The organism is Flavobacterium gawalongense (assembly GCF_007097265.1).
Taxonomy (GTDB): Bacteria; Bacteroidota; Bacteroidia; order Flavobacteriales; family Flavobacteriaceae; genus Flavobacterium; species Flavobacterium gawalongense.
In genome coordinates this window covers 33,263-50,391 of record NZ_VJZP01000031.1, presented here as the reverse complement: position 1 = coordinate 50,391, position 17,129 = coordinate 33,263, and the positions used below count along the sequence as shown (strand labels likewise).

General features: G+C 33.7%; 16 protein-coding genes. 8 read left to right on the top strand and 8 right to left on the bottom strand.

Going from position 1 to position 17,129, the window contains the following annotated elements; genetic code table 11:
• Positions 1–328: 328 nt before the first annotated feature.
• The gene (locus FNW38_RS14400; RefSeq protein ID WP_144064933.1) at positions 329–1,237 is read right to left on the bottom strand and encodes a potassium channel family protein; all 909 of its coding nucleotides are present in this window, start codon (positions 1,235–1,237) and stop codon (positions 329–331) included.
• A 523-nt stretch (positions 1,238–1,760) separates the two neighbouring features.
• On the opposite strand from FNW38_RS14400, the gene FNW38_RS14395 reads away from it, so the two are divergent.
• The gene (locus FNW38_RS14395) at positions 1,761–2,201 is read left to right on the top strand and encodes a hypothetical protein (protein ID WP_039107460.1); all 441 of its coding nucleotides are present in this window, start codon (positions 1,761–1,763) and stop codon (positions 2,199–2,201) included.
• 395 nt (positions 2,202–2,596) lie between these two features.
• Here FNW38_RS14395 and FNW38_RS14390 read toward each other — a convergent pair whose 3' ends face one another.
• From FNW38_RS14390 to FNW38_RS14365, 6 genes are all read right to left on the bottom strand, one after another.
• The gene (locus FNW38_RS14390) at positions 2,597–3,841 is read right to left on the bottom strand and encodes a peptidylprolyl isomerase (RefSeq protein WP_144064932.1); all 1,245 of its coding nucleotides are present in this window, start codon (positions 3,839–3,841) and stop codon (positions 2,597–2,599) included.
• A 41-nt stretch (positions 3,842–3,882) separates the two neighbouring features.
• On the bottom strand, positions 3,883–5,007 hold the full coding sequence (locus tag FNW38_RS14385; RefSeq protein ID WP_143386349.1) for a peptidylprolyl isomerase: 1,125 nt from the start codon (positions 5,005–5,007) through the stop codon (positions 3,883–3,885).
• A 112-nt stretch (positions 5,008–5,119) separates the two neighbouring features.
• Positions 5,120–5,764, bottom strand: a complete 645-nt coding sequence (gene gldI, locus FNW38_RS14380) for a gliding motility-associated peptidyl-prolyl isomerase GldI (protein WP_143386351.1) — start codon at positions 5,762–5,764, stop codon at positions 5,120–5,122.
• A gap of 3 nt (positions 5,765–5,767) precedes the next feature.
• Positions 5,768–6,772, bottom strand: coding sequence for a DHH family phosphoesterase (locus FNW38_RS14375; protein WP_143386352.1), 1,005 nt, complete (start codon positions 6,770–6,772; stop codon positions 5,768–5,770).
• 69 nt (positions 6,773–6,841) lie between these two features.
• Positions 6,842–8,098, bottom strand: coding sequence for a voltage-gated chloride channel family protein (locus tag FNW38_RS14370; protein WP_143386353.1), 1,257 nt, complete (start codon positions 8,096–8,098; stop codon positions 6,842–6,844).
• Between the two features lie 33 nt (positions 8,099–8,131).
• Entirely contained in the window at positions 8,132–8,542 is a 411-nt protein-coding gene (locus FNW38_RS14365) for a RidA family protein (protein ID WP_143386354.1), read from the bottom strand.
• A gap of 287 nt (positions 8,543–8,829) precedes the next feature.
• Here FNW38_RS14365 and FNW38_RS14360 point away from each other — a divergent pair, with 287 nt between their 5' ends.
• Positions 8,830–9,435 carry a hypothetical protein gene (locus FNW38_RS14360; protein ID WP_143386356.1) on the top strand — a complete coding sequence of 202 codons (606 nt, stop codon included), beginning with the start codon at positions 8,830–8,832 and terminating at the stop codon, positions 9,433–9,435.
• A gap of 120 nt (positions 9,436–9,555) precedes the next feature.
• Positions 9,556–10,251 (top strand): hypothetical protein, encoded by a 696-nt coding sequence (locus FNW38_RS14355; RefSeq protein WP_143386357.1) that lies wholly within the window; start codon positions 9,556–9,558, stop codon positions 10,249–10,251.
• 25 nt (positions 10,252–10,276) lie between these two features.
• Here FNW38_RS14355 and FNW38_RS14350 read toward each other — a convergent pair whose 3' ends face one another.
• Entirely contained in the window at positions 10,277–10,804 is a 528-nt protein-coding gene (locus tag FNW38_RS14350) for a hypothetical protein (protein ID WP_143386358.1), read from the bottom strand.
• A gap of 201 nt (positions 10,805–11,005) precedes the next feature.
• On the opposite strand from FNW38_RS14350, the gene guaA reads away from it, so the two are divergent.
• From guaA to FNW38_RS14325, 5 genes are all read left to right on the top strand, one after another.
• Complete coding sequence (guaA, locus tag FNW38_RS14345; RefSeq protein ID WP_143386360.1) at positions 11,006–12,535, top strand: glutamine-hydrolyzing GMP synthase; 1,530 nt, start codon at positions 11,006–11,008, stop codon at positions 12,533–12,535.
• 132 nt (positions 12,536–12,667) lie between these two features.
• Complete coding sequence (locus tag FNW38_RS14340) at positions 12,668–14,617, top strand: PBP1 and LysM peptidoglycan-binding domain-containing protein (protein WP_143386361.1); 1,950 nt, start codon at positions 12,668–12,670, stop codon at positions 14,615–14,617.
• On the top strand, positions 14,617–15,018 hold the full coding sequence (locus FNW38_RS14335; protein WP_143386363.1) for an OsmC family protein: 402 nt from the start codon (positions 14,617–14,619) through the stop codon (positions 15,016–15,018). The genes FNW38_RS14340 and FNW38_RS14335 overlap by 1 nt, the downstream gene beginning before the upstream one ends.
• 81 nt (positions 15,019–15,099) lie before the next feature.
• Positions 15,100–15,333 carry a DUF3820 family protein gene (locus tag FNW38_RS14330; protein WP_143386364.1) on the top strand — a complete coding sequence of 78 codons (234 nt, stop codon included), beginning with the start codon at positions 15,100–15,102 and terminating at the stop codon, positions 15,331–15,333.
• Positions 15,334–15,486: 153 nt separating this feature from the next.
• Positions 15,487–17,100 carry a CTP synthase gene (locus tag FNW38_RS14325; RefSeq protein WP_143386365.1) on the top strand — a complete coding sequence of 538 codons (1,614 nt, stop codon included), beginning with the start codon at positions 15,487–15,489 and terminating at the stop codon, positions 17,098–17,100.
• The last annotated feature ends 29 nt before the right edge of the window (positions 17,101–17,129 follow it).

Here is a 17,129-nt window from a genome sequence, read left to right as displayed (position 1 = left end):
TGAATTCACTCCTCTAAAAATATTTCTATCTGCCATCAGGCAAAAATAATAAATTGCGACCTAAACGCCTATACCTACACTTTTAATTCAAGTACAAGACCAACTTCAAATTAAAAACCAATACGCAAATTTAGAAAAACTCCAGATTACTATGACTTTTTTACTTGTTTAAGTCATAGTAATCGGGATTGCTTTTTTGTTTGATTATGTTTGTGGCTCATCGTTGTGGGCGCAAAGTCAGAGACGTTTGCGCAGCACACCCGATAACGTTATGTACTCTTCGAAGAGCTGGGCAGTCCGTCAGTTACTGGCTGACCCGTCTACTCGATTATGCACAGTTATTTTTTATTTCACTAATTTTTGTTTGATAAAAAGTTATAAATTCACAATTCAGTTTTATTAAATTATGAAGTGCTATAAATTGATTATAGAAATTTCCTTTTTTAAATTCTAAATCTCCATTAAAGTCTTCTAAACTTTTTGAAAAAAAGACACTTGCTTTCTCTTCTCCGATATTGTAACTTGGAATTGCCAAAATACTTTCACTAAAATCATATGTTTTAGAATTATTTAAAAATTCAATAGATTTTTGTTCTAATTCAGACCAGTACGAAAAATTTATATCAAGTAGTAATTTTTTAATACTCTGCTCTAAAATATTTTGGTGTTTGTAAAAATATTTAATTACAGGATCAGAAAAGTTATCTGTCATCAATGAAGAAGGTAAGAACATATCTTTCATATCATTGATGCTAAAATTATAATTAATTGTGGCATCATTATCGTCACCATTATCATCGGTAATAAATGGTGTAGTGATTTCTTTTACATATGTTAAGTAGAATTTTATATTCTGTTCTATGATTTTATTATGTCTAATAATTTTATCACATTCACTTTTAAACTTTTCTTTCAGTTCTTTTTCTTTTTCTGATCTATTGATTTCAATTGAGTGTTTTATTGAAAGTGAGTTTAAAAACAATCCAATAGTTATTACTCCTAAAATTGTTTCAAATATTACTAAAAGTTGTGCTGTATTTGTTAACGCTGAAATATCTCCATAACCTAATGTTGTTATTGTTACAGTACTGTAGTATAAGCAAGTCATAAATGAGTCCATAGATGTTGCAAGAGTTCCACCAAAATTAGATTTAGGCAAAATCAAATATATAGTTGCAAATATTGGAATTAGTGTAACGTATGTTAATGCGTAAAACTTAGGTTTTTTATTCGTCATAATATTATTTTTTGGCACATTTTGAGTTATAATTGTGCATAACTTGTATATATGTATGATAAATACATCCTTTTTGCTTTCGCTAAAGTAGGAATAATTACTAACAAATCATCAAAAGCACTTTTTATTTGCTGGATGCTTTTTTGAATTTTCATAGAACTATTTTAGTTGTTTTCACCGCTGTTTTGCGTGAGGGATAGCAGTGAAAATCCTTTTATGAAGTGCAACGGAATAAAAGATTGCAACGAATAGCCCGACCCGCTTTTTCAGCGGGTCACGCCCAAATTTTGAATTTCAGGATCCAGATTTGAGTTTTTGGACCACTAATTTTTAAACTAAAAAGGTAGTGGACTTTGCGAAAAACTTTGCGAACTTTGCGGTCAAATAAATGAATATGAAATGAGCATAACGCAAACTCGAGGTAAACACTGATAAAGCGATGCGAAACGAAGTTCGATGACACCAATAAAATAGTAACAGTCATCAATTACATATTCCTTTAAAAAACAAATATAAACTACGTATGAAAATAAATCCAAAAAACGGAATTGACAAGCTCATTTTCGGAATGAAACAAAATGATGTAACCGCTATTTACGGCAAACCAGATAGAAACTACAAGGACGAAGATGATAATGTGATTTTTGCCTACAATAAACTTAAAATGCGTTTGACTTTCTATGTGGAGGAAGATTTCAAATTAGGTTATATCGTGGCTTCGAGTCCGGAACTGGAGTTGTTTGGGAATAAAGTGATCAATAGAAAAATCAGTGATGTCAAAAAAGATTTGGCTGCCAAAGGAATAACGAAATTCACTCAGGAAGAGTTTGACACGTTCGAAAACTATTTCAACGAGGAAAACTGGATCATCTTTCAAACGGAATTTGATGAGGTGGTAAAATTTGAGATTGGTGCTATTATCAATCAAAAAGATGAATTTGATTGGAAATTTGGAAAGAAATAATCCCCTTTCTGATTGGAGTCTTATAGCACACAGATGACACGGATCCAACAGAAAAACACGGATTTTTAAAGATTTATAATCAGTGTAAATCCGTTTAATCTGTCTAATCCGTGTGCTGATTTTTGGTTATTTGTATTCATCGGAATTTAAAATAAAAAACCCGACAATTCATTTTACTGAGAACTGTCGGGTTTTTTTATTGAATACTTTTTGAGAATTAGCGGTCTATCTAATTTAGAACTTACATGAACTTATATTTCTTATGTGTTTTAAAATCTAACCATATAAGGAATTTAAGTTCATTTAAGAGTTGAGTGAAATTTAAAATGGTAACGCATAAAAAACCCGACAGCTTTTGAAGTCTGTCGGGTTTGTTTATTATATGCTTTTGAAATTTACTGTTTTGGAGCCGGTTGTTTCTCAAACATTTCCAATTCGAAAACAAGATTCGTATTGGGAGGAATAACACCACCGGCACCTCTTTGTCCATACGCCAAATTAGCGGGAATGAAAACCACTGCTTTGTCTCCAAAAGTCAATAGGTTCAATGCTTCTAAAAATCCAGGAATCATACCGTCTTTTTTACCTGCCTGAAAAGGGAATGCTTGGTATCCGTTTTGAGCGGCTCTGTTCGCATCGTATTTTCCGTAGTCTTTGCTTACGTTTTCATAACTGCTGTCAAATAAAGTTCCGTCTTCAAAATAACCGGCATAATGGAAATAGAAAGTGGTTCCGTCAGCAGGTTTTACACCGCTTCCTTTTTGGATTATTTTATAGGCTAAACCGGAAGGAGTAGTGGTTGCGGTTGCTTTTGCAGCGGCTAAATAGGCTGTTTTTGCAGTGATAACACTACCGTATTTTTCAAAATACGCTTTTTTCTCTTCGGCTTGAATTGCAGCTTGCTTTTTTTGGTTTTCAGCATCAATTAAAGCTTGTTTCTTCGCGTCTTCGGCTTTATTGCCATAATAGTCTGAGAATACTTTTGGGGCATTAAATTGTTTCGCTAATGCTCCTTTTCTTATGATGGTAATCTTCTTAATGATATCATCTTGAGTAATTAGATTTACAATGCTCATTCCTTCGGTAACATGACCAAAAACGGTGTGTTTCCCATCTAACCAAGGAGTTTCTTTGTGCGTGATAAAAAACTGGCTACCATTAGTAGTTGGACCAGAGTTAGCCATGGAAAGGACACCGCCTTTATTGTGTTTCAAATCGGTAAACTCATCTTTGAACGCATAACCGGGACCACCGGAGCCGTTTCCGGAAGGATCACCACCCTGAATCATAAAATCTTTGATAACGCGGTGGAATTTTAAACCGTCGAAAAAAGGTTTTCCTTTTAGTTTTTCATCCGCCACAAAAGTATTTTTTCCTTCGGCAAGCGCTATAAAGTTGGCTACGGTAACCGGTGTTTTTTTGTATTCCAACTGAGCGGTAATATCTCCTTTAGTAGTTGAAATGATTGCAAAAATTCCTTCGATTACTACGGGAGTTTTTACAGCTGGTTTTACAGTTGCTTTCACGCCCGGTTTTGCCAAAGTCGTTGTTGGTTTTTTAGCAGGAATAGTTTTTTTGGTGGTTTGAGCCTGAACATTCAGGATTCCAAAAAACAATAAAAATAGAATTTTAAATTTCATCTTGTAATAATTTAAGGTCTGACTTTTTACTTTTTAATTCGTTATTGAGGCATTGCTTCTAATAATTCAATTTCAAAAATAATATTGGCATTTGGCGGAATTACTCCACCAGCGCCTGCTTGTCCATAGGCCAGTTTTGACGGAATGAAGATCACAGCTTTGTCACCAAGAGATAATTTTTCCAGTCCTTCAATGAAACCAGGAATCATGCCATCTTTTTTTCCGGCTTGAAAAGGAATCGGTTGGTATCCGTTTTGCGCGGCTCTGTTTTCATCGTATTTTCCAAAAGTTTTAGCAGCACTTTCTACACTTGCGTCAAATAGTTCACCGTCTTCAAGAAAACCGGCGTAATGAATGAAAATATTAGCACCATTAGCGGGTTTTTTACCGCCACTTTTCTGAGTTATTACGTATTGTAATCCAGTAGGTGTTTTTGTTGCTTTAGTTTTTAACGCAGCAAAATAAGCTATTTTTTGATCCCGAACTTCTTTGTATTTGGCGTTGTACACTTTTTTGTTTTCGGCATCAATAGCTGCTTTTTTCTTTTGGTTTTGAGACTCTACCGAGAAATAATCACTGAATGTTTTTACTGCATCAAACTTTTTTGCCGCTTCACCATTTCTAATGATAGTCACTTTATTGATGTAATCATTTTGTTCAATCTTGTTCACTACATCCATTCCTTTTTCTACAACATGACCAAAAATGGTGTGTTTCCCTTCCAGCCAAGGAGTCGCAAGATGGGTGATGAAAAACTGACTGCTGTTAGTTGTTGGTCCGTTGTTGGCCATAGCCAAAACACCACCTTTGTCAAATCTCAAATCGGAAAATTCGTCTTTGAATTTATAACCGGTATCTCCTGATCCTGTTCCTAATGGGTCTCCCGTTTGTATCATGAATTCTTTAATCACTCTGTGAAATTTCAAACCGTCAAAAAAGGGTCTGTTTTTTAGATTTTCATTGGTAACAAATTTATTTTTTCCTTCAGCCAAAGTCACATAGTTGGCTACTGTGATAGGTGCTTTTTCAAAATCTAGTTGTACTATTATTTCTCCTTTATTGGTTTCAATTTTGGCATATAAACCATCAGGAAGATTATTGTGCTCTTCTTTACAAGAATAAAATGAGGCAATTACAAGTAATACGAATAGGATGCTTTTTTTCATACGAAGTTAATATTTGTTTTTTAAAGGTATATGGTATCGCCATTCTTTATTATTGTTTTTGTCCCGAAGCTTCGGGATTGAATCATGGCGATTTCATTTCTAAAATTATTTTTTATTGTGTTATAGTGTCTTTTGATTTGATTTCTGTTGCGACTTCCTGTTTTACCGCCGGCACCGTTGGTTTTATTTCGCTTTCTTTTCTATAGGTGGCTTCCGATTTAAAATCACGAAGTGTTACCGTACAAAGTAGCGGTTGATTTATGCCAATTTTCTTGTTGTCGCCGTGGTAACCATAGCCCATATGTGAGGTGAAAAGAAAATTCACTTTCTCTTTTTTACGCATCAATTTTATACCGTCTCTCAATCCCATCATGATATTTTGTTTGTCAACATAATAAACTTGAGGTCTTAATTCTAATTCGGAATAAATGATATTGCCTTTCAAATCTTTTATTTCATAATCAAAGAAAGCCACGTCTCCTTTTTTTGGTGTTAAAGTATCCAGCTCATTTTTAACCACATAAGAATACCAATATCCTTTTGATGAAGCAATGAATTTCACTTTAGGATTTTTTTTGATTACTGCATCAATTTGTCCTTCCTCACCGGCGATTAATTTTTTATTTCGCTCTATCGATTTCTTCATAAAGCTCCCGGAAGCTTGAGAAATAGGTTTTCGGGCATCTTGATGTTGTTTACAACTTGAAACTAATGCGAACAAAAAGAATAAAATTGCGATTAACTTACTGTTTTTCATGTATTAGATGGTTAGTTTTGTTACTAAATCTTCAAATTTCTTTATTGTTTCTTCCATGGATACTTCTGATTTTCCACCAGCAGCATTACGATGGCCACCACCATTAAAATAATCTCTTGCGAATTGATTGACATCGAAATCACCTTGGGAACGGAACGAAATCTTGATAATTTTCTCTTCCTTATTTTCGATGAAAATAGCCGTAAAAAGGATTCCTTTGATGCTCAGTCCGTAATTTACAATACCTTCTGTATCTCCTCTGACATAATCAAAAGAGTTTAATTCATCTTGTGTAAGTATTGTGTAAGCTGTTTTATGCTCTGTTAACACTTTCATGTTTTGAAGCGCTCTTCCCAACAATTGTAAACGTCCAAAAGAACTGTTGTCAAATAATAAGGTTGGAATCTCCGTGTTTTCTACTCCTAGATCAATTAATTCAGCAACAATTCTGTGCGTGTCTCCTGTTGTTTTTGGAAAACGAAATGAACCTGAATCCGTTAGAATTCCGGTGTAAATACAAGTTCCGATAGTTTTGTCGATATCTTCTTTTTTTCCAAGAAAACAAATGAAGTTATATAACATTTCACAAGTTGACCCAAATGCAGTATCTGAATAGGTAAATGTAGCATAATCATCCGGTTTTTGATGATGATCAATCATGATAAATGGAGTTTTTAGCTTGGCTAAAACATTTTCCATTTCACCTGTGCGGTGCAAAGCATTAAAATCTAATGTGAAAATTAGTTCCGCTTCTTCAAGAATTTTGGTACAGTTTTGTTTGTCTTTTTCGTATATTTTTACGGTTTCCGATCCGGGCATCCAAGCTAAAAAATCAGGAAATTCATTTGGAGAAACTACAACAGGATGATGGTTGTTTTTTAATAAAAAATGATATAATCCTAAGGAAGAACCCATAGCATCGCCATCAGGACCTCGGTGTGGAATAATTGCAATTTTTTTTGGAGTTGATAATAACAACTGTATCGCTTGAATGTCTTGTATTTTCATAGTTTGCGAAATTACATTTTTTTAATGTAATGTTGAAATCATTTGTATAATTAACAAACTTTTACAATGTTACAAAAGCCCAATATCTTTTCTTTTAAATTTTTGATACAAACGGTATTTGGAGCCTTTTACAATTTGGGCATGATAAATTCCTACTGAACCTGAAGAAAAATAGGCTGCTAAACAAGCGATGCCAATGAAAATGCCACTTTCTATTCCAAAAAGTTCCATTCCCATAACCGTACATGCAATAGGAGTATGAGTCGCTCCCGAAAAGACAGCTACAAATCCCATTCCTGCCAAAAGTGCAATAGGTAAAGGAACTATAATCGATAAAGCACTTCCTAAAGTAGCACCAACGAAGAATAGCGGTGTTACTTCGCCACCCTTGAATCCTGCACCCAGTGTAAATCCGGTAAATAGTATTTTTAGAAGAAAATCATAGGAAGTATTTGGATTAGAAAATGCATCCACAATCATTGGTACTCCTAAGCCGATGTATTTTGTGGTTCCGATAAAATAAATTGTTACTGCAAGGATAATTCCTCCTATAAAAGGACGAAGTGGGGGAAATGCTATCGTTTTCGAAAATAAAGCGCCCCAAAAATGTGTGCTTCGGGAGAATAACATGGCGGCTAAACCAAATAATATGCTCGCAAGAATTACCCAAAATAAGTTGGTGAAACTCATTTCGGGAAGAATTGGAATGTTATAACGGGTGTGTTTTACTTGCCAGAATTCAACGGTGAAATAAGCAATATACCCCGTTAAAAAGGATAATGGAATGCTTTTATAACTGATTTTACTGAAATATAAAACTTCCAAAGCAAACAAAGCTCCCGCTAAAGGTGTCCCAAAAACTGAAGCAAAACCGGCACAGATTCCCAGAATGATTAATGTCTTTCTGTCGGAATTATCAAGTTTGAAGATTCCTGTAAATTGGTCGGAAATGGCGCCTCCCATTTGCACTGCCGTGCCTTCGCGACCCGCCGAGCCTCCAAAAAGATGCGTGATTAACGTGCCAATAAGTACCAAAGGCGCCATTTTTAACGGAATGATTTTCTGGGGATTTTCGTATTCTTCCAGTAATAAGTTATTGCCTTTTACAACAGTTTTTCCCAAATAATGGTAACACAACCCTATGATGAGGCCGCCTATTGGCAAGAGCCAAATAATCCAGTTGTTGTGTTCTCTATAGTGTGTAACCCATTCCAGTGCCACTAAAAAAAATGCGGAAGCTGATCCGGAAAAAATGCCTGTCAAAGCACAAATGAAAATCCATTTGAGTGTGACAAGCATTATTTTTTTAGCGTTTTCTAAATTCATTATTGAACTGTCGGAGTTTTTTTTGCTAAAGTATTACAATCCTTCCTGAATTAATGGTTTTTCAGGAGCAATGGCTGTAAATTCGATTTCAACCAAATATTCGGGAGCGACCAATTGGTTAATTCCGTAAAAACCAGTTGTTGGTTTTATGTCTTTAAAAAATTTGGCATGAGCTGTGGCAACAGCTTCAAATGTAGATATGTCAGTAGTAAATATGCGGGTGCGAATGACATCTTTCATGCTTATATTCAGGTCTTCAAGAACTTTTTCTACTCTTTCTAAAATATTCAGTGTTTGAGCATGTGCATCGTCAGCTTTTACTTTTTCGCCATCTACTATAGCCACTGTTCCTGATACTTCAATGATATTTCCAATACGTACTGCGCGACAATATCCCATTTTGTCTTCCCATGGCGAGCCTGTCAATATGTTTTCTCTTTTCATTTTTCTTTTTTTATTTATTTGATTTTTAAAGTTTTAATGTGCAGATTTATTTTTGGTATGTTTTTTGCAATTTATAAAAAATAGTGAAATAAAAAATACTGATTTTTAATAAAAAAGTTCAATTTTCATAAATCAATTTTAGAAAATCTTATGCTCTAAAATGTAATAAAATCGGAAATTGAATGTTATAAAAAGAAAGTAAAATTACACCATTTTGTGATTAGTTATTATTGGTTTTTTTTATTTTTAAAATTTTACAAGCACTGATACGTTAATATCTAAAAGTTATGAGAAAAATTCTATTTTTAATTGTTGTCTTTGGGATGTCTCTAAGCGGATATGCCCAGAATGAATTTAGCTCAAAATTTAAAGCAATACCACCTAAAAATACAAGTCCAAAAATTAAAAAAGCAATTCCGCCGAAGGCAGATTTACCAAAAATTACTGCTCCAAAAGTGATAAAAAAACAAGATGTCCCCCTTGATGTGCCAAAAATCAATTTTGTGAATCCTGATAAAATCACTAAAAAAGCAGAAAATTTGGAGGTTGTTAATTATAAGAGAAATCAAAATTTAGGAAATTTCAAAACGGGTTCTCTTACTGCTAAAGTAAGATATCGTGATGCCGCTTATGTTGATGGGGATAAGATTAGAGTATATTTAAATGATAAGGTAATAAAATACGAGGTCGTTTTGGATGGAGATTTTAAAGGTTTCGAGATAAAATTAGAAAAAGGGATTAACAAGATTGATTTTGAGGCGTTGAACGAAGGTTTTGCACCTCCTAATACAGCAGAATTTGAAGTGTACGATGATAAAGGAAGCATTATTTCTTCTAGCCAATGGAATCTTGGGATAGATTTTAAAGCAACCTTAATTTTAATGAAAGAATAGGAATGTTCTTTTTTCAATTCGATAAATAAATAAAAGTAATTTATATTATTTTTGTTGTTTACACTGTGTTTTTAGTTTTAAATTTTTAATAAATATTGATTTATCAATATTCACCTTGATATGAAACAGATTCTTTTTTTTATAATAATCAGTATTGGTATTTCTTCAAAAAGCTATAGTCAGATTGAATTTAGTAAAAAGTTTAAGGCAATTCCCCCTATAAATAAAAGTCCGAAGTTTAAAAAAGTAGTTCCACCTGAAACTGATATACCACCAACTTATACTCCAAATGTTTTTAAAAGCCCTGAAATAAAAACCCCTGGCTCCGTATTAAAAATTGGAGAAGCAAGCACTATTAACATGACTCCAAAAAATGATTTTGCTAATCCAGGAGATGTTTATATGGATAAAATGGAAAAGGATTTAGGTAAAACATTAGTTAGAGAGGGTTTGAAAGAAGATTCTAGACTTTTGGTTAAAATTGATGTCAATTTTGGTGAGATTAGAACGAAATCAGAATTCTTTGTAATTAAATATCGTGATTTTGGACAGATTGATGGCGATTTAGCAAAAGCGACGATGAATGAAAGTATAGTCCAAGAAAGATTATTGATGAAAGAAAATTATCAGCAATTTAAAATATTTCTGAAAGAAGGAATAAATACATTCGAGATAGAAGCTTTAAATAGGGGCGCGTTAGGCGGAAATACAGCTGAATTTCAAATTTATGATGACAAAGGAAAACTTATTAAGTCTGATTATTGGGAAAACTGGGATGCGGGAGTAAAAGGGAAGTTTGTAATTATTAGAGAATAAAGCGTAATTGAAAACTGCTGATTTGTTAAAACGGATCAGCGGTAACTTGAAATTTCATGCTCGCTTTTATTGTTACGTTTTGAGTAATTGTTTCTTTAGTTACGACTTTTGCTCTTAATTTGAAACTTGAAGCCTTAATATATTTATCTAATTTTTCTGGAGTACAAGTTAGATTTATAGTATTTGAAGTTGAATTAATATCATCTAAAAAAGCTAGTTCTATCTCGTCACTGCCGTCACTTGCAGAAATATACATATGTATTGATTTCAAAAATGAAAATGATTTATCAGTTGGATCTGTTATAGTCAATTTCATCTCTTTCAGTCTTACATCCTTAACTAATTCCGCTTTTGTTTTGTTATTTTCAAATACGGTACTGGAATTAGAAGGGATTTCTTTACTTAATTCAAAAGGTAAATTGACAGGAAATCCAGCTGGAATGGTAACGGACGTTTCGTTGTCTACTGAAAAGGTAAATAAATTATCAATCGTACTGCATGAAAGGGCTAGAAGGCCAAAAATTGCAACGGCTAAGTATTTTTTTGTTTTCATTTTTTTTGTTTTTAGTAGATTATCAGAGATATAAAAGTAAGCTTTTATTTTTCTAAAATTACTTTTAGGGAATAAATAATTCTGAATTAGTGACAGTTGGCTTTTTAGTGAAGCAGCCGCATTATTTAAACAGAGAAAAATTAAATAAATATTTTTTAAAATTCAATTTTTCAATTCAAAATATAAAAAGTATTTTTGCGCATGCAACACAACGTACTTATTTTAGATTTCGGATCGCAATACACACAGCTTATTGCGCGTAGAGTTCGCGAATTAAATATATTCTGCGAAATCTTCCCTTACAATCATTTTCCGAGTGATTTATCATCTTATAAAGCAGTAATTCTTGGAGGAAGCCCTTTTTCTGTTAGAGGAGAAGATGCGCCACATCCTGATTTATCTCAAATTAGAGGAAAACTACCAATGTTAGCTGTTTGTTACGGCGCGCAATATTTATCCCATTTTAGTGGTGGTGAAGTAGCGGCTTCAAACACTAGAGAATATGGTAGAGCTAATTTGTCTTTTATAAAAGAGAATGAAGTTTTCTTTGAAGGTGTTTCAGAGAATAGCCAAGTTTGGATGAGTCATAGTGATAGTATTAAGGCTTTGCCAACTGATGGAGTGAAAATTGCAAGTACACATGATGTGGAATTTGCAGCTTATAGAATTGAAGGGGAGACTACTTACGCCATTCAATACCATCCTGAAGTTTTCCATTCTACAGATGGGAAGCAGATGCTGGAAAACTTTCTAGTGAAAATTGCTGAAGTTCCTCAAAATTTTACACCAAATGCTTTCGTAGCTGATATGGTTGCGGAGTTAAAAGAAAAATTAAAGGACGATAAAGTGGTCCTTGGCCTTTCAGGTGGAGTAGATTCTACCGTAGCGGCAGTTTTATTGAATCAAGCTATTGGAAAAAATCTATACTGTATTTTTGTAAATAATGGTTTGCTTCGTAAAAACGAATTCCAAAATGTATTGGATCAATACAAAGGAATGGGTTTAAACGTGAAAGGAGTAGATTCAGGAGATCGTTTCTTATCTGAATTAGCAGGTGTCAGTGACCCGGAAACCAAACGTAAAATTATCGGACGTGTATTTATTGAAGTTTTTGATGATGAATCACACCTTATAGAAGATGTAAAATGGTTGGCGCAAGGAACAATTTATCCTGACGTTATTGAATCAGTTTCGGTAAAAGGACCTTCAGCTACTATTAAATCACATCATAATGTAGGAGGTTTGCCTGATTACATGAAATTAAAAATTGTGGAGCCGCTTCGTATGCTTTTCAAAGATGAAGTGCGTAGAGTAGGAGCTTCATTAGGAATTGATCCAGAATTATTAGGAAGACATCCTTTCCCAGGACCAGGATTGTCAATTAGAATTTTAGGAGATATCACGCCAGAGAAAGTTAGAATTTTACAAGAAGTAGATGCTGTTTTTATAGACGGATTGAAATCTTGGGGATTATACGATAAAGTTTGGCAAGCCGGAGCTATTTTACTTCCGGTAAATAGTGTAGGTGTAATGGGTGATGAGCGTACTTATGAAAAAGTAATAGCGCTTCGTGCTGTTGAATCTACCGATGGTATGACAGCGGATTGGGTACATTTACCTTATGACTTCTTAATGAAAGTATCTAATGATATTATTAATAAAGTAAAAGGAGTAAATAGAGTGGTTTATGATATTAGTTCAAAACCGCCTGCAACTATTGAGTGGGAATAAAATTAAATTTTTGTTAATCCCTTCTCGGAATATCATTATTTTTAATGTTCTTTATATAAACGGTATCAGATTTTTGGAATAAAATTTGATACCGTTACTTTATTAATGATTTGAATAATTTTATAAATAAAAATGATGAAATATTTTTTTGCGATTTGTATGACTGCTTTGTTGTTTAATTATAGTGTTTTTTCACAAGAAAAAACCACAACACATAAAGTTCAGAAAGGAGAAACCATAAATCAAATTGCACAAAAGTACAATATTACGCCGTTTGATATCTATCAATTAAACCCGGATGCACAAAGTGGATTAAAGCCTAATAGTGTTTTGCTGATTCCAAAAGGTAGCGGTAAACCAATGACAGTGCTTCAAGCCAAGCCAAGCGCAAAGACTGTAACCCATGAAGTGATGCCTAAAGAAACACTTTATGGTATCGAAAAAAAATATGGCGTTTCTGATGAAGCGTTAAAACAAGCCAATCCTTTTCTTGAAAAAGAGGGGTTGCAAATAGGCCAAACCCTAGTTATTCCCTCTAATAAAGTTCAGAAAAATAATACTACGACACTAGAAAAAGTAGTCTATCATTATGTACTTCCAAAAGAAACAAAATATTCGATCTCTAAACAATATGGAATTACCATTGAAGAATTAGAGCGTAAGAATCCCGAAGTTATTTCTAATTTACCTGAAGGATATAAATTATTGATCAAAGGTATTGCACCCAAATCGGATAAAATTGCTGTTGTGGTTGAATCCAAAAAAGAAATTGGAAAACCCAATCCTGTAAAGACTGATACAGCAGTTAATTATCTAAATTATGAAGTGAAGCCAAAAGAAACTCTTTATAGTTTATCAAAAATGGCAGGTATGACTCAAGAAGAGTTAATCACTTTGAATCCCGTTTTATCTGAAGGTGTTGTAGAAGGAATGATTTTGAAGGTTCCTGCAACGATTACTACTATTCCGCAAGAAACTAAAAAAGAGTACACCATTTTGTCCAAGAAAATGGGTAGTAACGATAGAAAAAAACTTGTGTTGTTTTTGCCTTTTAATATGGCGAAAATAGAGGGTGATACCGTTAATTCAACTGCAATGCGCTTGAAAAAAGACAAGTTTTTGAACATGACTTTGGATTTTTATTCGGGAGCTTTGATGGCTATCGATTCTGCAAAACAAATGGGACTTTCTTTCGATGTGAAGATATTTGATTCTCAGGAAACCAAAAATACTTCTAATGTTGCGTCTTTAATTAAAGAAAATAATCTAGAAGATTCTGATGCTATAATTGGGCCATTCTATCAAAATAATGTTGAGAAAACAGCTGAATTATTGAATGTGAAGCAAGTTCCTGTAATTTCACCTTTATCAAAAGATTTGGGTAATTCTTACAGTAATTTGTTCCAAACTATCCCAACTGCCGCTGCGGTTAAAAATGCTGTGTTTGACTATATGAGAGCAAAAGGCGGAAATATTATAGCTGTTGTGGATAAGAAAAAAGAATCTGTTATACAGTACATTAAGGAAAATCATAAAGATATAAAATTTTCAACACTTACTGCAAGCGGTGGCGTATCCGCTGAAAATTTAAAAAGTTTATTTGTAAAAGATAAAATAAACTATGTGGTAATGGAAACTGGTAACACAGGAATGATAAAATCAACAATGGCCGCTATGTTGAGTGCTATGGCCGCTTATAAGGTACAGCTGGTTATTTTAGAGCCTAATGAAACACTGGATACCGATGAAATTAATTTTGTGAATTTAACAAAATTGAAATTGATGTATCCTTCTGTTACCCGTGAAAATGAATCTCCAGAAGCTTTAATTTTCGAAAAAGAGTATAGAAAGAGAAATAAAATTTTTCCTAGCGCTTTTGCAACCCGTGGTTTTGATATTACATTTGACACTATGATGCGATTGTCACAAGATAAAACGTATCAGGAAACTGCCGATGCGATGGCGACAGAGCAAGTAGATAATAAATTTGAATACTATAAAAAAGAAGACGGTGGCTATACCAATAAAGGCGTACATATTTTATACTACGACACCGATTTAACCATAAAAGAAGCCAACTAATGACATCAAAGGTAACCTACTTAGGCGATTTAAGAACAGGATCGATACACTTACAATCCGGAACTGAAATAATATCGGATGCTCCAGTAGATAATAACGGAAAAGGAGAGGCTTTCTCTCCAACCGATACTGTTGCTAATGCTTTGGCAAGTTGTATGATGACAATTATGGGAATAAAAGCACGTGATGTGAATGTAGATTTGAAAGATTCTACTGCATCAGTTACAAAAATTATGAATGCCGAGCCAAGACGAATAGGAATAATAGAAATTACTTTTGAGATGGTAGGAACAACCGATCAAAAGAATAAAACTATCCTTGAAAGAGCCGCCATGACCTGTCCTGTTTTCTTAAGTTTAAATACCGAAATAGAGAAACGAATTACTTTCAACTGGAAATAAATTAGGATAAAGAATAAAGAGAAGCAAGAATATTGAATAAATCTTACTTCTCTTCTCTTTATTCTTTTTTCTTCAAAAAAAATGGAACAAAACCAAAAACAACTCATCAAACTCGCCCACACCAAAATGCCTTTTGGCAAATATGAAGGTAAATATCTCATCGATTTACCCGAATATTATGTGGTTTGGTACAGTAATAAAGGATTTCCAAAAGGAGAATTAGGGCAACAACTCCAACTTATTTATGAGTTAAAATTGAATGGATTAGAGGAATTGATACGAAATATCAAAAAGCGATATCCAAAACCGCTGTAATTTGTTAATTCAATAATGTTCTGATTTAAAAAACCGAGCGTTGGGCAATTCTCAAATTTCCAAATTATCTCATTTTCAAATTAGCATTTTCTCAATTTATAATTGTATTTTTGCCACGTTTTTTACACAACTACATTACAAACAAACAACAGAATGAATCAAACGAAATATATTTTTGTTACTGGCGGTGTGACTTCTTCTTTAGGAAAAGGAATTATAGCGGCATCTTTGGCAAAATTATTACAAGCACGAGGGTACAGGACTACTATTCAAAAATTTGATCCCTATATCAATGTAGATCCAGGTACTTTAAATCCATACGAACACGGAGAATGTTATGTTACCGATGATGGGGCAGAAACGGATTTGGATTTAGGGCATTACGAACGTTTTCTGAATGTTCCTACCTCTCAAGCCAATAATGTTACCACAGGTAGAATTTATCTTTCGGTTATTGAAAAAGAAAGAAGAGGGGAGTTTTTAGGAAAAACAGTACAAGTTGTTCCTCATATCACCAATGAAATTAAGGAGAGAATGCAATTGCTTGGTAAATCAGGCGATTATGATATTGTTATTACCGAAATCGGTGGAACAGTAGGAGATATTGAATCCTTACCTTATATCGAATCTGTCCGTCAATTGGTTTGGGAATTAGGAGAACATAACGGTTTAGTAATTCATCTTACTTTAGTTCCTTATTTGGCTGCTGCAGGGGAATTGAAAACAAAACCAACGCAACATTCGGTAAAAACTTTAATGGAAAGCGGTATAAAAGCTGATATTTTAGTTTGTAGGACAGAACACGAAATTTCAGATGAAATACGTAATAAATTGGCTTTGTTTTGTAATGTAAAAAGAGAGGCGGTTATCCAATCTATCGATGCTTCAACCATTTATGAAGTGCCAAATTTAATGTTGGAAGAAGGACTCGATATTGTAGCATTAAAGAAATTAGATTTGCCTAAAAAAGCCGCTCCGGATTTAAAAAACTGGAATACGTTCTTGCGTAGATTAAAACATCCTAAGCATGTCGTAAATATTGGTTTGATTGGGAAATATGTAGAAATGCAAGATTGTTACAAATCTATTTTGGAAGCTTTTATTCATTCAGGTGCTGCCAATGAAACCAAAGTAAATGTAATTTCTATTCATTCAGAACACATTGACGCAACAAACATAAATGAGAAATTAGCCGGTTTAGACGGAATTCTTGTTGCTCCTGGTTTTGGAGAAAGAGGAATTGAAGGGAAAATCGAAGCAGTTCGTTATGCCCGTGAAAATAAAGTGCCATTTTTCGGAATTTGTTTGGGTATGCAAATGGCAATTATTGAATACGCAAGAAATATTGTGGGTTATCCCGATGCTAATTCTACCGAAATGAATGAGCAAACTTCACATCCTGTTGTCAATTTGATGGAAGAGCAAAAAACCATTACCGATAAAGGAGGAACAATGCGTCTTGGAGCTTGGAAATGTGATGTAAAACAAGATTCATTGGCGTATAAAATCTACGGAAAAGAAACTATTTCTGAGCGTCATCGTCATCGTTATGAGTACAATAGTAATTATGTAGCGCAATTACAAAATGCAGGTTTAATCGCTTCTGGAGTAAATCCAGATACAGGTTTGGTTGAAATCATTGAATTAGAAAACCATCCGTTTTTTATTGGAGTTCAATACCATCCTGAATACAAAAGTACGGTGGCAAATCCACATCCTATTTTTGTGAATTTTGTTGCAGCGGCTGTTCAGGCAAAGAAAAAATAGTGTTCCGTTTATAGAATCAGTGTTAAGGC